Source organism: Brevundimonas sp., assembly GCF_041648615.1.
GTDB lineage: Bacteria > Pseudomonadota > Alphaproteobacteria > Caulobacterales > Caulobacteraceae > Brevundimonas.
Window position 1 is genome coordinate 58689 of the sequence record NZ_JBAZOS010000007.1, and the last position, 12107, is coordinate 70795.

The following is a 12107-nucleotide window of genomic DNA, read 5'->3' on the forward strand; positions in this document are numbered from 1 at the left end:
CGGCGGTAGAGATCACTCATGTGTCGCTCTCCCGGGGGGCGTCTTCTTGAGTTCGAATGGGTCGGAAGAAGTCATCTTCTGGCCCGGTGGCCTTCGACTCCTGACCGGGGAGAGCTGAGCTCGAAGCGCGCTGAAACAGTTCAAATACAGCAGCTGAGATCGGCTCGACGCTGTCGCTTTCGATACCGTTCATGCGCAAAATTCTTTTGATCTCGACGCTGACCGAGGCGCTGCCGAAGGCGCGGCCCTTCCAGTCGATCGGCGCGCTGGTTTCGAACTTCGCTTCAAGGGCATCGGCAAGGATTGCCGTCTGGCTTTTCTCAAGCCCAAACCTACGGAGCAGAGAGCCAAGCTCCTTCCCTATGTTCCCGGTTGGCTTCCCCCCGAGCCCGGCTGCGGCGGGCGGTGGGGATGTCTTCGGCTTCGGCTGGGTCGGGAGAGGCTTACCGGCGGCGAGGGGTTTTCGAGCGGCTAGCTTCCGAGTGCTGGCGGGGGCGGGGGTTTCCGGCTCGTCGACACGGCCGCCGAACCACTCATTGCAGTAGAGCGATGCTCCGATGGGATCGGGAAACAGACTGCCATGGTGGATGTTCATCTTGCGTAGCATCGCAAGACATTCCCTGCGCAACTCGTTGGGCACATGAATCTTGAAGATGTAGCGCCCGACTGCGGCGGGATCATCCATATCGACTGTCTCGGTCTCAGACAGAAGATTGAAGATGCGGCTGCTGAGAGTATCCGAGCCCAGCGGGGAGAGGGTAAAAAGGCCAGCTTGGTTGACCAGTCGCGTATGGTCATTTCGCAACGGCTGGACGATCAAGTCAGGATCCAACTCCTCGAGCGCGGTCTTGTTAATCACGAAGATGGTGCGCGTGGGATTTGGATCTTCGTAGGAGAAGTCTGGATCGGCGAAGGCGAAGAACAGCGCGACGAAAGGTGATTTTGTCCAGTCTAGGAGAGGCGTAGCCAGCCCGTGATGCTGTCCAAACGCCCACAGTTCCTTGTCTTCGTCGAGGAGATCGGGGCCGATCCCTCGGCCACGCATTGCGAGCCTGAACTCCCTTTTTTGCTCCTCTGCACGCTTCGCGTCGACGACCCCTGAGTTGGAGTAGCGCCCTAAGGTAGGCGTCAGTTGCCACTCTTGTCGTCGCTGCCCCCGAAAGATCAGTTCAGTGCCAGGCCGGTTCATGAGTTTGTTGCCCAGTGCTGATTCAAACCGTCGCCAGTAACGGATACGACAAACGGGCATTAGGCCGTCGATCTCGGGTTTCCCGAAGGCGAGCTTCGGCCACTCAGGCAGGCTGAGATGATAGGCCGTTTCGGTGCCAGTCCGCGCTTCCATTAGCTGATGTCGACCTGATCAATATCGCCCACCCGCACCGCGCCGGACATCAGGCGGGGGAGCAGATAGTCGCGAGCTTCGGAAAGGGTGCTGGTCTCGGCGGCGGCGCTGACGATGCGGGCGAACATCGGTTCGGCGATCTCGCCGAAGGCGCGGCAGACAGCGCCGTCGTTCGGCACGGCCGAGGTGATCGGTCGGAAGTTCTTTTTGCTGATTTCCTGGAAGGTCGAGCCGTTCGCATTGGCGAGGACTGCCTCCATGTTCACCTTGCACCACAGATAGAGATAGGCCCCGCCGAAGTCTGCTGTTGGCATCAGGGCGATGAAGCCCTGATTGATGGCCACCGGTGCCTGGGCGATGGCGAGGTAGCCGATTGGCGCGCGGGACGAGAGCAGCACCGTCCCGGCGGGCAGCAAGCCGGAGGTGATTTTGGAGAGACCTGCCGAACTGATCCGGCGGCCTGTCTCGAACAAGGCGAGGTCGGACATGTTGGACAGGTCCTTAGGCGTTGCCCAGCGGTGCTCGGCGGGCTGCCAGAGGTTTTCGTCGGTCGTGCTGGGTGTAGAGCCACCGGCGATGTCCACGAGATCGCCGATCGGGCGTTCGCTCCAACCGACCGGCAGACCGTCGTCACCTAGCCCATCTGGAAACAGCGCCGCCAGGGCGGCGGCGCGCGTGGGGTCGGGGGTCAGGCCGCCCATGATTTCGACGGGGGCAGTGGTGCCGGCCAGTTTGCGGCGGACGGGGCCGAAGTCCACGAACCAGTCGCGGAAGATCGCTTGGGCCATCGCCTCGAGCGTTTCGTTCATCCGCCGGTTCAGCTCGATCTTGTCATCGAGAGAACCCAAAAGATCTGAGATTGCTTGCTGCTCGACAACCGAACTCGGCCACACGATCGATATAGGGTGAACGTGGTTCCGATTGAGAGTTGGATTGGCAGACCCCACATCTAGCTGCGCCAACTCTGGGGCGAAGGACCGGAAGAAATAATAGACAAAGCGGGGGTCGTTGCCGTGGAAATCTTTGACCCATAGGGATGTGTCATGGGGCCAGTAGTCGGTCTCCACGAAGAAGACGCTCCCAACCACACCCTTTCGTCCGAGAACTACGCCAGGCCCTTTAGCTGCAGCTTCGTCATGAAAGCTCGATGTCCCACTCGACGAGATGACAGGAACGGGCCCTGGACGTTGAGCATTTCGCGTAATGTCAAATCCACGCTGAAGCGTGGCCTGCTCCCCAACTGTAGTCTGGATCCAGTCACCCATTAGACGTCGCTTGGCCCAGCATGTCGAAGATCCGCGCCTCCAGCGTTTGTCCCGCCTCGAACTGCTGCGCTAGTTTGGCCCGCAGCCCCGCGAGCCGTTCCTCAAAGCCGACGCCGTCGTCCTCCACGTCCGCGGCACCGACGTAGCGGCCCGGGGACAGGACGTGACCGTGGCCGCGCACCTCGTCGAGCGTCGCAGAGCGGCAGAAGCCCGGCTCGTCCTCATATGGCGTCAAACCGGCTGCCGAGTTCGCCTCCGGCCGGTTGCGCCAGCGGTGGTAGGTTTCTGCGATCTTCGCGATGTCGCCGTTGGGCCCGTCGCTGAATTCCCGCCGAGTCCGGTCGACCAGATGGCCCAGCTTGCGGGCATCAATGAACAGGATCTCACCACGGCGGTCGCGATGACCGTTGGCGCTCTTGTCCCGCGCCAAGAACCACAGGCAGGCGGGAATCTGGGTCGAGTAGAACAGCTGGCCCGGCAGGGCGACCATACAGTCGACGTGGTCGGCTTCGATCAGGGCCTTGCGGATCTCGCCCTCACCCGACTGTTGTGACGACATCGAACCGTTGGCCAAGACCACGCCGGCGGTGCCGCGCGGGGCCAGGTGGTGCAGGATGTGCTGTAGCCAGGCGAAGTTCGCATTTCCCTGCGGCGGTGTGCCGAACGTCCAGCGCGCGTCGCCCTCCAGCTGCGGCTGCCACCAGTCGGAGATGTTGAACGGCGGGTTGGCCATGACGAAGTCGAACTTGGTCTGGGCGAACTCGTCGCGCAGGAAGCTGCCCTCATTGTTCCAGCGAATGTCGGCGTCTATGCCTCGCACAGCCAAGTTCATGCGGCACAGCCGCCAGGTGGTGTGGTTCCGCTCCTGGCCATAGATGGCGATGTCCGACCGGCGCCCTTGGTGGTTCTCGATAAACCGCTCGGATTGAACGAACATTCCGCCCGAACCGCAGCAAGGGTCGTAGACGCGGCCTCGACCGGGCTGCAACATTTCGACGATTGTCTGAACCACCGAGCGGGGGGTGTAGAATTCGCCGCCCCGTCGGCCCTCGGCCCCGGCGAATTGGCTGATGAAATACTCATAGGCCCGGCCCAGCCGGTCGCGTGCCTTGCCATGGTCGCCGCGCATGTCGACGTTGGAGAACAGGTCGATCAGCTCGCCCAGCATGGTCTTGTCCAGCTGGGGCCGGGAATAGGTCTTGGGCAGGACGTCCTTGAGCACGGCGATGTTGGCCTTCTCGATGGCCTCCATGGCGTTATCGATCAGTCCGCCGATGTCGCCCTTCTTCTCGCGACCGGTGGTGACGTCCTCGTAGATGATTTCCCGAACCTTGGCGTTGGCCTGGAGATGCGACCAGCGCGCCGCCGGCGGCACCCAGAAGACATTGGCGGCCAGGTATTCCTCGGGGTCCTCGGGGTCGGCGTACTCAACGCTCTGCAGCTTGGTGTGCTGCGCCTCGAAGGCCTCGGAGATGTATTTAAGGAAGATCAGACCGAGCGCGACGTGCTTGTATTCCGACGGCTCGAGATTGCCCCGGAGCTTGTCGGCCGCCTTGAACAGATCGGCCTCGAACCCAAGATCGCTGCCACTATTTCGTTCAACCGCCACGCTTGATCCTCCCCGACCATTTCCCGTGATAGGCGGTCGCCGACGTTGGATGCAACCACTGTGGGGTGCTCAATCCTTGGAGAAAGGGCAGCATGCTCTCTACCGTTCGGTCTCGCCGAACGTGCCGCCATTGGAGTGTAACTGGCACCCCTCGGACACGCAGAGACCGGGGGACGGCAAAACTTAAGATGTTCCAGCGCGGAAACCGGTGGTCTCGACAAATTTCTCCGTCGTCAAAACTCACGGCTTTTTTTCGGGTTTGTCACACGGTCATTGCGGACGGCAGGCGTCATGCGTGTGTTACCCAGTGCGTTACCCGGCGCGGCCGGACGCAATGTCGACAGCTGCTAGTCGTTCTAAAAAAACGTTGTCTTTCAATGAGGACGATGGTGGGTGATGTAGGGTTCGAACCTACGACCCGCTGATTAAGAGTCAGCTGCTCTACCAACTGAGCTAATCACCCGGACCATTCGTCAGGCCAGCCCCGCAAGGCTCAGGCCGTCCCGCGCTGTTCCGGTCGGGGACCGGCGTCGGCGAGGGAGCGTACCTAATGGGAATGCCTCCCGCGTGCAAGGGGATATGGCGGTCCGTTCCGCTTTGTCGCAGGACGGTCTAGGGTTGCTGAATCAGCCGCCGGGGAGCGGCGCGGGGGAAAACGCACCATGGCCTTCTGGAACCGCCGGCGCTCGATCGACGCCATGCTGGCCCCGCACAGCGGGCATGCGCTGAAGAAGACGCTGAGCTGGCCGCACCTGATGGCCCTGGGCGTCGGGGCCATCGTCGGCACCGGCATCCTGACCCTGATCGGCGTGGGCGCCGGCCTGGCCGGGCCGGCGGTGATGATCAGCTTCGGACTGGCGGGTCTGGTCTGCGCCTGCGCCGCCCTGGCCTATGCCGAGCTGTCGACCATGATGCCGGCGGCGGGCAGCGCCTACACCTATTCCTACGCCGTGCTGGGCGAGCTGATCGCCTGGATCGTCGGCTGGAGCCTGATCCTGGAATATTCGCTGGTCGTGTCGGCGGTGGCCGTGGGCTGGTCGGGCTATGCGGTCGGTTTCCTGAGCGGCATGGGGCTGGACCTGCCGACGGCGCTGACGGTCGGGCCGCATGTGGCGGGCGGGATCGTCAACCTGCCGGCGGTGTTCATCATCGCCGTGGTCACCGGCCTGCTGCTGCTGGGCACGCGCGAGAGCGCGACGCTGAATGCAGTGCTGGTGGTGATCAAGATCCTGGCCCTGATCGCCTTCGTGGCCATCGCCCTGCCGGCCTTCGACGCCGCCAACTTCACTCCCTTCATGCCCAACGGCTTCGGTTCGCCGGCCCTGCCGTTCGCCGAGCAGATCACCGGCCAGCCCGTGGTCCAGACCGGAGTGATGGCGGCGGCGGCCATCATCTTCTTCGCCTTCTACGGCTTCGACGCCATCTCGACGGCGGCGGAAGAGACCAAGCGGCCCGAGCGCGACCTGGCCATCGGCATCGTCGGTTCGATGGTGGTCTGCACGGCCCTGTATCTGGTGGTCGCGGCCGCCGCGATCGGCGCCCGGCCGGTGGCCAGCTTCGCCGAAAGCCCCGAGCCCCTGGCCCTGATCCTGCGCGAGATGGGGCAGGGCACGGCGGCGCAGTGGATCGCGGCCAGCGCCGTCATCGCCCTGCCGACCGTGCTGCTGGCCTTCCTGTTCGGCCAGAGCCGCATCTTCCTTGGCATGGCGCGCGACGGCCTGCTGCCGCGTCGTCTGGCCCGGGTCTCGGTGCGCGGCGTGCCGGCGGTGGTGACCATCTTCACCGCCATCGTCGTGGCGGCGCTGGCGGGGGTCATGCGACTGGATGAACTGGCCTCCCTGGCCAACGCCGGGACGCTGGCGGCCTTCGCGGCGGTGGGCGTCTGCCTGATCGTGCTGCGCGTCCGCGACCCCAACCGGCCGCGCCTGTTCCGGGCGCCGCTGTGGTGGCTGGTGGGCGGGATCACCATCATCGGCTGCATCGTCTTCTTCTTCAGCCTCGCGGCCCGGACGCAGATGTGGTTCGTGATCTGGAACGCGATCGGACTGGTCATCTACTTCGTCTGGTCGTCGCGGCATTCGCGCCTGGCCAAGGGCGAGGAGCAGGCGGGCTGATGGCCCTGCGCGACCTGTCCGGCGCGGTCGATTTCTCCGTTCTGGAGGCGACGACCGGCGGCGACGACGGGATCAGCGAGGAGGTGCTGGGCCTGTTCGCGCAGCAGGCGGCCCTGTGGTCGCCGATGCTGGACGTGCGCGACGAGGGCTGGCGGGATGCAGTGCACACCCTGCGCGGCGCGGCCGCGGGGATCGGGGCCGGCGCGCTGGCCGTGGCCTGTCAGGCGGCGGAGGCGGCGGACAAGACGACGGCCTCACCGCTGCTGAACCGGGTTCACGATGCGCTGGAGGCCGCCCTGGCCGACGTGGCGGCGTATCGGCACGAGTTGATGCTGAGATCTCTGAGGCGCTAGCCGCGCGTGCGGTCGAAGGTCTCGAACTCGTGGGCGATGCAGCGGTCGATCAGGGTCCGCCAGACGGGCTCGGCGATGGCGGGCGACAGGCCGGCGGGTGCGGCGGCGGCCAGCACTTTCTGCACCACGTCCTCGATGCGGGCGTCGTCGTGGACGACCGAGCGATCCGGCTTGATGCGGGCGGCGGCGTCCATGTAGCGCTGACGCTCGGCCAGCAGCCGGACGAGGGCGCGGTCGAGGGCGTCGACGCCCTGACGGACCTCGGCCATGGAGGCGCAGGCTTCCGGCGCGGTGCGCGGATCGATCGTGACGCTATCCGACAAAGGCGCGCTCCAGCACATAGTCGCCCGGCTCGGCGTTCGAGCCCTCCTTCATGCCGAAGGCTTCGAGCAGTTCGGCCGTTTCCTTGATCATGGCCATGGAGCCGCACAGCATGACCCGGTCCCGTTCCGGCGAGAAGCCCTGGGGCAGGCCCAGATCGGCGAACAGGGCGCCGGACTTGATGCGGTCGGTGATGCGGCCGGGCGTCTCGAAGGCCTCGCGGGTGACGGTGGGGTAGTAGACCAGCCGGGCCTTGGCCTCCTCGCCGATCAGGGGGTCGTCATGGATGCCCGAGGTCAGGAAGTCGCGATAGGTCAGGTCGGCGACGTTGCGCACGGTGTGACAGATCACGACCTGGGAGAAGCGGGCCCAGGTGTCGGGGTCGCGCACGATGCTGAGCCACGGAGCGAGGCCCGTGCCGGTCCCGATCAGCCACAGGCGCTCGCCGCCGGTCAGGGCGTCCAGCACCAGGGTGCCGGTCGGCTTCTTGCCCATCAGGACGACATCACCCGGCTGGATTTTTTGAAGGCGCGAGGTCAGGGGGCCGTCGGGGACCTTGATCGACACGAACTCCAGCTGTTCGTCCCAGGAAGGGCTGGCGATGGAATAGGCCCGAAGGACGGGTTTGCCGCCGTCTTCGCCGGGCAGGCCGATCATCACGAACTCGCCCGAGCGGAAGCGGAAATCGTCCGGGCGGGCGATGGCGAAGCTGAACAGCTGGTCGGTCCAGTGGCGCACCCACAGCACTTCCAGCTCGTGGAAGGCGGAGGGTTTGGCGGGCGGGGGAGAGAGGGCGGCGTCGGTCATCCGGGTGCTTATTAGGGCGTGGGGGCCGGAAGCGGAAGGGATGCGGTGTCGCGCGGACTTCGGAAGGCAGAAGTGGGGATGACGCAACAGTTTTCAGCCGCTAGCGTCGCCTCCATGCGCAACAAACTTCTCGCCTCCACCCTGTTCCTTGCGGCGTTGTCGCCCTTCACCGCCGCGATGGCGCAAACCCCGGACCCGGCGATCCTGACGCCCGAGCGGGTGTTCGCCAATCCTTCGCTGGCGGGGCCGGTGGCCCGGTCGGTCAGCCTGTCGCCGGACGGCGAACTGGTGGCCTTCCTGCGCTCACGCGAGGACGACGTGGACGTTCTGGACCTGTGGGCCGCGCCCATCGGCGCCGGCGAACCCTTCAAACTGATCGACGCCCGGGCGTTGGTCCCCGACGCGGGCGAACTGTCCGAGGCCGAGAAGGCCCGGCGCGAGCGGATGCGGATCAGCGCGCGGGGCGTGGTCGAATATTCGTGGGACGAACAGGGCCGATACATTCTGGCCCCGCTGGAAGGCGACATCTTCCTGGCCAGCCGTGAGGGAGGCGCGGTGCGTCGCCTGACCGAGACCGAGGCCGACGAGATCGACGCCAAGGTCAGCCCCAAGGGCGCCTACGTCTCCTTCGTGCGCGATCAGGATCTGGTTGTCGTCGACCTGGCCAGCGGCGCCGAGACGCCGATCACCGACGACGGCGAGGGCCTGATCACCTGGGCGACCGCCGAGTTCATCGCCCAGGAAGAGATGGATCGCGACACCGGCTACTGGTGGAGCCCGGACGAACGCTACATCGCCCTGCAACGCACCGACGAGAGCACGGTCGACGTCGTGCCGCGGCTGGACATCACCGGCGGCGGGGCCACGGTGGTCGAGCAGCGCTATCCGCGCGCGGGCCGGCCCAATGCGGTGGTCGAACTGTATGTGCGCGACATCGTCGGCGGCGGCCGGGTCAAGGTCGATCTGGGCGAGAACGCCGACATCTATCTGGCCCGCGTCAACTGGTCGGCCGACGGGCGCACCCTGTATGTGCAGCGCGAGAGCCGCGACCAGAAGCGGCTGGACCTGTTGAGCGTCGATCCGGCCACCGGCGCGTCGCGCGTGATCTCGACCCAGCGGTCGGACGCCTGGGTGTCGCTGAACAACGACTTCAAGGCGCTGGACGACGGCAATTTCATCTGGTCGTCGGAGGAGACCGGCTGGAAACACCTGTATCTCCATAACCGCGAGGGCCGGCGGCTGCGGGCGATCACCCGCGGGGACTGGCCGGTCAAGTCTCTGAACGGCGTCAACCAGGCCACGGGCGAGGTCTTCTTCACCGCCTCGATGCGCGACGGGCGCGAGCTGCCGATCGAACAGCAGCTGTTCCGCGCCTCGCTGCGTCGGACCGTCGAGCCGGTGGCGGTGACGCCGGAAGGCGGCTGGTGGAGCGCCTCGGTCAACAAGACCGGCACCGCCTATGTCGGCAACTACACCGACCTGAACACCCCCTCGCAGTCAGGCCTCTACCGCGCCGACGGCGCCTTCGTGCGGTGGATCGAGGAGAACCGGCTGGATGCGGGTCATCCGATGTATCCGTTCCTCTCGCGCCGGGGACAGGTGACGTTCGGGACGCTGCCGAGCCATGGTGAGACCCTGGTCTGGCAGATGACCACGCCGCCGGGCTTCGATCCGTCGAAGACCTATCCGGTGGTGATGCAGGTCTATGGCGGCCCGTCGGGCGGTGGGGTCAAGAAGGGATGGCAGGGCGCCACCAGCCAGCTGTTGACCGAGGCCGGCTACATCGTCTTCCGCCTCGACAACCGGGGCGAGGGGGATCGTTCGGCGGCGTTCAAACAGGCGCTTCATCTGAAGATGGGACAGCCCGAGATCGAGGATCAGGTTCTGGCGGCGAACTATCTGAGATCGCTGCCTTATGTCGACGACAGCCGCATCGCCATGATGGGCTGGTCCTATGGCGGCTTCATGAGCCTGATGGCCCTGACCGAACCCGACATGGGGCTGGCCTCGGCGATCGCCGGCGCGCCGCCGACCGAGTGGAGCCTGTACGACACCCACTACACCGAGCGCTACATGTCGACGCCGGAAGCGAACGCCGCCGGCTATGCCGCCTCTGACGCCATTCCGCGCCTGCCGAACCTGACCGGCCGGCTGCTGTTGATGCACGGCATGGCGGACGACAACGTCATCCTCGAGAACTCCACCCGCGTCATCGACGCGCTGCAGGCCTCGTCCACCCCGTTCGAACTGATGCTCTATCCCGGCCAGCGCCACGGCGTGCGGGGCAATGAAAGGCAGCTGCAGCAATGGCGTACGTATCTCGACTTCCTGGATCGCACGATCGGTTCAAGGGCGCCCGCCGCGCGGGACTGATCGCGGCGGCGGCGATATCGCTCGGAGGATGTGTCAGCGCGGCCGGTCCTGCTGAGGATGCAGATGCATGCAGCGGCGCCGTGCCGAGCTACACGGTGGCGCAGTTAATCGGGCGCGAACGGAGTGAGACAGCCCGCCTCTGCCTGACGTCCTCATACCTAGCGCTGGCGTGGGGTGACCGTCCGCCGGGCACGTCGGTTGAGTTGAACAGCGTACTGGCTGTGGCTCCTCTGGAGTCGCTCATCAAGATGGCTCCCGGACCAGTCGCGGGCGTGCCAATAATCTTGAAGGACAATATCGAAACGGCCGATATGCCGACCACCGCCGGATCGCTGGCGCTGAGCGCGAATGCACCGGGCCGTGACGCCCCGCTTGTCACTCGCCTTCGCGCAGCCGGGGCAGTGATCCTCGGCAAGGCCAATCTGTCGGAGTGGGCCAACATCCGTTCGACCAATTCCATCAGCGGCTGGAGCGCGGTGGGTGGCCAAACGCTCAATCCCTATGATCACGAACGCACGCCCTGCGGCTCGTCGGCGGGCAGCGCGGTGGCGGTGGCCATCGGTCTCGCCCCGGCGGCGATCGGGACCGAGACGGACGGGTCGATCACCTGCCCGGCTTCGGTCAACGGCGTGGTCGGGTTCAAGCCGACGGTGGGTCTGGTGTCGCGCACCCACATCGTGCCGATCAGCCATTCCCAGGACACCGCCGGGCCGATCACCACCACGGTCGAGGACGCGGCCATCGTGCTGTCGGTCATCGCGGGGTCCGACCCCGCCGATCCGGCGACGGTCGAGGCCGATGCGCGCAAGGTCGACTATCGCGCGGCGCTCGACGCCGGGAGCCTGAGCGGGACCCGGATCGGCGTCATGCGCTTCCTGGTCCCGAACTATTCGGCGGAGACCCGGGCCGAGTTCGAGCGGGCCCTGCAGGCCCTGCGCGACGCGGGGGCCGAACTGGTCGAGATCCCCGAGGCGCCGAAGGATTTCCGCGCCATCGGCGGCTGGGAAATCCAGGTGCTGATGAGCGAGCTGAAGCACGACCTGAACGCCTATCTGGCTTCGACCGACCCGGCGCAGGTCCCGACGCGCACCCTCGCCGAGTTGATCGCCTTCAACGATGCGGAGCCGCGCGAGACGGTGCTGTTCGGCCAGGAGCTGTTCCTGCGGGCCGAGGCGACCACGGGGCTGGCGGATCCGGTCTATGTGGCCGCCCGCGCCAACGCCCTGCGGGCCGCCGGGCCGGAGGGCATCGACCGGATGATGGCCGACAATACGGTCGTCGCCCTGATCGCGCCGACGACCTCGCGGGCCTGGACCAACGACCCCGCCGACGACGACGAGGCCCAGGGATCGGCCAGCCGGCTGGCGGCGGTGGCGGGCTATCCGCACCTGACCGTGCCGATGGGCTTCGACCGCGGCATGCCGGTCGGCCTGAGCTTCATCGGCGGCCGTTGGGACGACGCCCGCATCCTGTCGCTGGGCTATGCCTATGAGCAGCGGACGCATGAGCGCAGGCCGCCCACGCTGGCGGCGCGTTAGGACGGCAACCTTCGGCGTGGCGGTTGGTTTTTGGAGCGGCATGGAAACGCCGTTCATCCCATCCGCCCCGGGTCCTGCATGAGCGATCTCGCCGCCAACATCGTCGGCACGGCCGCCGCCCTCTGTTCGATCACCAGTTTCGCGCCGCAGATGATCAAGATCTGGAAGGAGCGGGACGCCTCGTCCGTGTCGCTCAAGACCTATTCGCTGACGGTGACCTGTTTCGTGCTGTGGACCGCCTATGGCGTCCTGACGACGGCGTGGCCGATCATAGTGGCCAACGCCTGCGCCCTGGTGATGGCGTCGGGCGTGCTGGCGATGAAATGGCGGTTCAGCGACCACAGTCAGGCTTGACCCCTTCCGCGCCGCCGCCGAGACTCCACGG

At 65.9% G+C, this 12107-nt stretch carries 10 protein-coding genes and 1 tRNA gene; 5 read left to right on the plus strand and 6 right to left on the minus strand.

Annotation, left to right across the window (positions count from 1 at the left end; translation table 11 throughout):
• Positions 1–16 precede the first annotated feature (16 nt).
• The 4 genes from WC555_RS05020 to WC555_RS05035 all read right to left on the minus strand — a co-directional run bounded on the left by WC555_RS05020 (position 17) and on the right by WC555_RS05035 (position 4679).
• Positions 17–1342, minus strand: coding sequence for an FRG domain-containing protein (locus WC555_RS05020; protein WP_373251719.1), 1326 nt, complete (start codon positions 1340–1342; stop codon positions 17–19).
• Positions 1342–2607, minus strand: coding sequence for a restriction endonuclease subunit S (locus tag WC555_RS05025; protein ID WP_373251721.1), 1266 nt, complete (start codon positions 2605–2607; stop codon positions 1342–1344). Before WC555_RS05025 ends, WC555_RS05020 begins: the two co-directional genes overlap by 1 nt.
• On the minus strand, positions 2600–4216 hold the full coding sequence (locus WC555_RS05030) for a type I restriction-modification system subunit M (RefSeq protein WP_373251724.1): 1617 nt from the start codon (positions 4214–4216) through the stop codon (positions 2600–2602). Before WC555_RS05030 ends, WC555_RS05025 begins: the two co-directional genes overlap by 8 nt.
• A gap of 387 nt (positions 4217–4603) precedes the next feature.
• A tRNA-Lys gene (locus tag WC555_RS05035) sits at positions 4604–4679 on the minus strand.
• 199 nt (positions 4680–4878) lie between these two features.
• On the opposite strand from WC555_RS05035, the gene WC555_RS05040 reads away from it, so the two are divergent.
• Both WC555_RS05040 and WC555_RS05045 read left to right on the plus strand, forming a co-directional pair.
• Positions 4879–6330, plus strand: coding sequence for an amino acid permease (locus WC555_RS05040; protein ID WP_373251726.1), 1452 nt, complete (start codon positions 4879–4881; stop codon positions 6328–6330).
• A complete protein-coding gene (locus WC555_RS05045; RefSeq protein WP_373251729.1) occupies positions 6330–6683 on the plus strand; it encodes an Hpt domain-containing protein in 354 nt (117 codons plus the stop codon). Before WC555_RS05040 ends, WC555_RS05045 begins: the two co-directional genes overlap by 1 nt.
• Here the strand turns inward: WC555_RS05045 and WC555_RS05050 are convergent.
• Entirely contained in the window at positions 6680–7024 is a 345-nt protein-coding gene (locus tag WC555_RS05050) for a chorismate mutase (RefSeq protein WP_373251731.1), read from the minus strand. The genes WC555_RS05045 and WC555_RS05050 overlap by 4 nt on opposite strands.
• A complete protein-coding gene (locus tag WC555_RS05055; protein ID WP_373251734.1) occupies positions 6996–7811 on the minus strand; it encodes a ferredoxin--NADP reductase in 816 nt (271 codons plus the stop codon). The genes WC555_RS05050 and WC555_RS05055 overlap by 29 nt, the downstream gene beginning before the upstream one ends.
• A gap of 114 nt (positions 7812–7925) precedes the next feature.
• On the opposite strand from WC555_RS05055, the gene WC555_RS05060 reads away from it, so the two are divergent.
• The 3 genes from WC555_RS05060 (at position 7926) to WC555_RS05070 (ending at position 12076) form a co-directional block, all read left to right on the plus strand.
• Positions 7926–10184 carry a S9 family peptidase gene (locus tag WC555_RS05060; RefSeq protein WP_373251735.1) on the plus strand — a complete coding sequence of 753 codons (2259 nt, stop codon included), beginning with the start codon at positions 7926–7928 and terminating at the stop codon, positions 10182–10184.
• Positions 10118–11722, plus strand: a complete 1605-nt coding sequence (locus tag WC555_RS05065; protein WP_373251737.1) for an amidase — start codon at positions 10118–10120, stop codon at positions 11720–11722. Before WC555_RS05060 ends, WC555_RS05065 begins: the two co-directional genes overlap by 67 nt.
• A gap of 78 nt (positions 11723–11800) precedes the next feature.
• Complete coding sequence (locus WC555_RS05070) at positions 11801–12076, plus strand: SemiSWEET family sugar transporter (RefSeq protein ID WP_373251739.1); 276 nt, start codon at positions 11801–11803, stop codon at positions 12074–12076.
• Positions 12077–12107 lie beyond the last annotated feature (31 nt).

Coding starts and splice junctions, on each gene's coding strand:
- WC555_RS05045 (WP_373251729.1), top strand. CDS start 6,330: ATGGCCCTGCGCGACCTGTCCGGCGCGGTCGATTTCTCCGTTCTGGAG.
- WC555_RS05040 (WP_373251726.1), top strand. CDS start 4,879: ATGGCCTTCTGGAACCGCCGGCGCTCGATCGACGCCATGCTGGCCCCG.
- WC555_RS05050 (WP_373251731.1), bottom strand. CDS start 7,024: ATGTGCTGGAGCGCGCCTTTGTCGGATAGCGTCACGATCGATCCGCGC.
- WC555_RS05070 (WP_373251739.1), top strand. CDS start 11,801: ATGAGCGATCTCGCCGCCAACATCGTCGGCACGGCCGCCGCCCTCTGT.
- WC555_RS05055 (WP_373251734.1), bottom strand. CDS start 7,811: ATGACCGACGCCGCCCTCTCTCCCCCGCCCGCCAAACCCTCCGCCTTC.
- WC555_RS05060 (WP_373251735.1), top strand. CDS start 7,926: ATGCGCAACAAACTTCTCGCCTCCACCCTGTTCCTTGCGGCGTTGTCG.
- WC555_RS05065 (WP_373251737.1), top strand. CDS start 10,118: ATGGCGTACGTATCTCGACTTCCTGGATCGCACGATCGGTTCAAGGGC.
- WC555_RS05025 (WP_373251721.1), bottom strand. CDS start 2,607: ATGGGTGACTGGATCCAGACTACAGTTGGGGAGCAGGCCACGCTTCAG.
- WC555_RS05020 (WP_373251719.1), bottom strand. CDS start 1,342: ATGGAAGCGCGGACTGGCACCGAAACGGCCTATCATCTCAGCCTGCCT.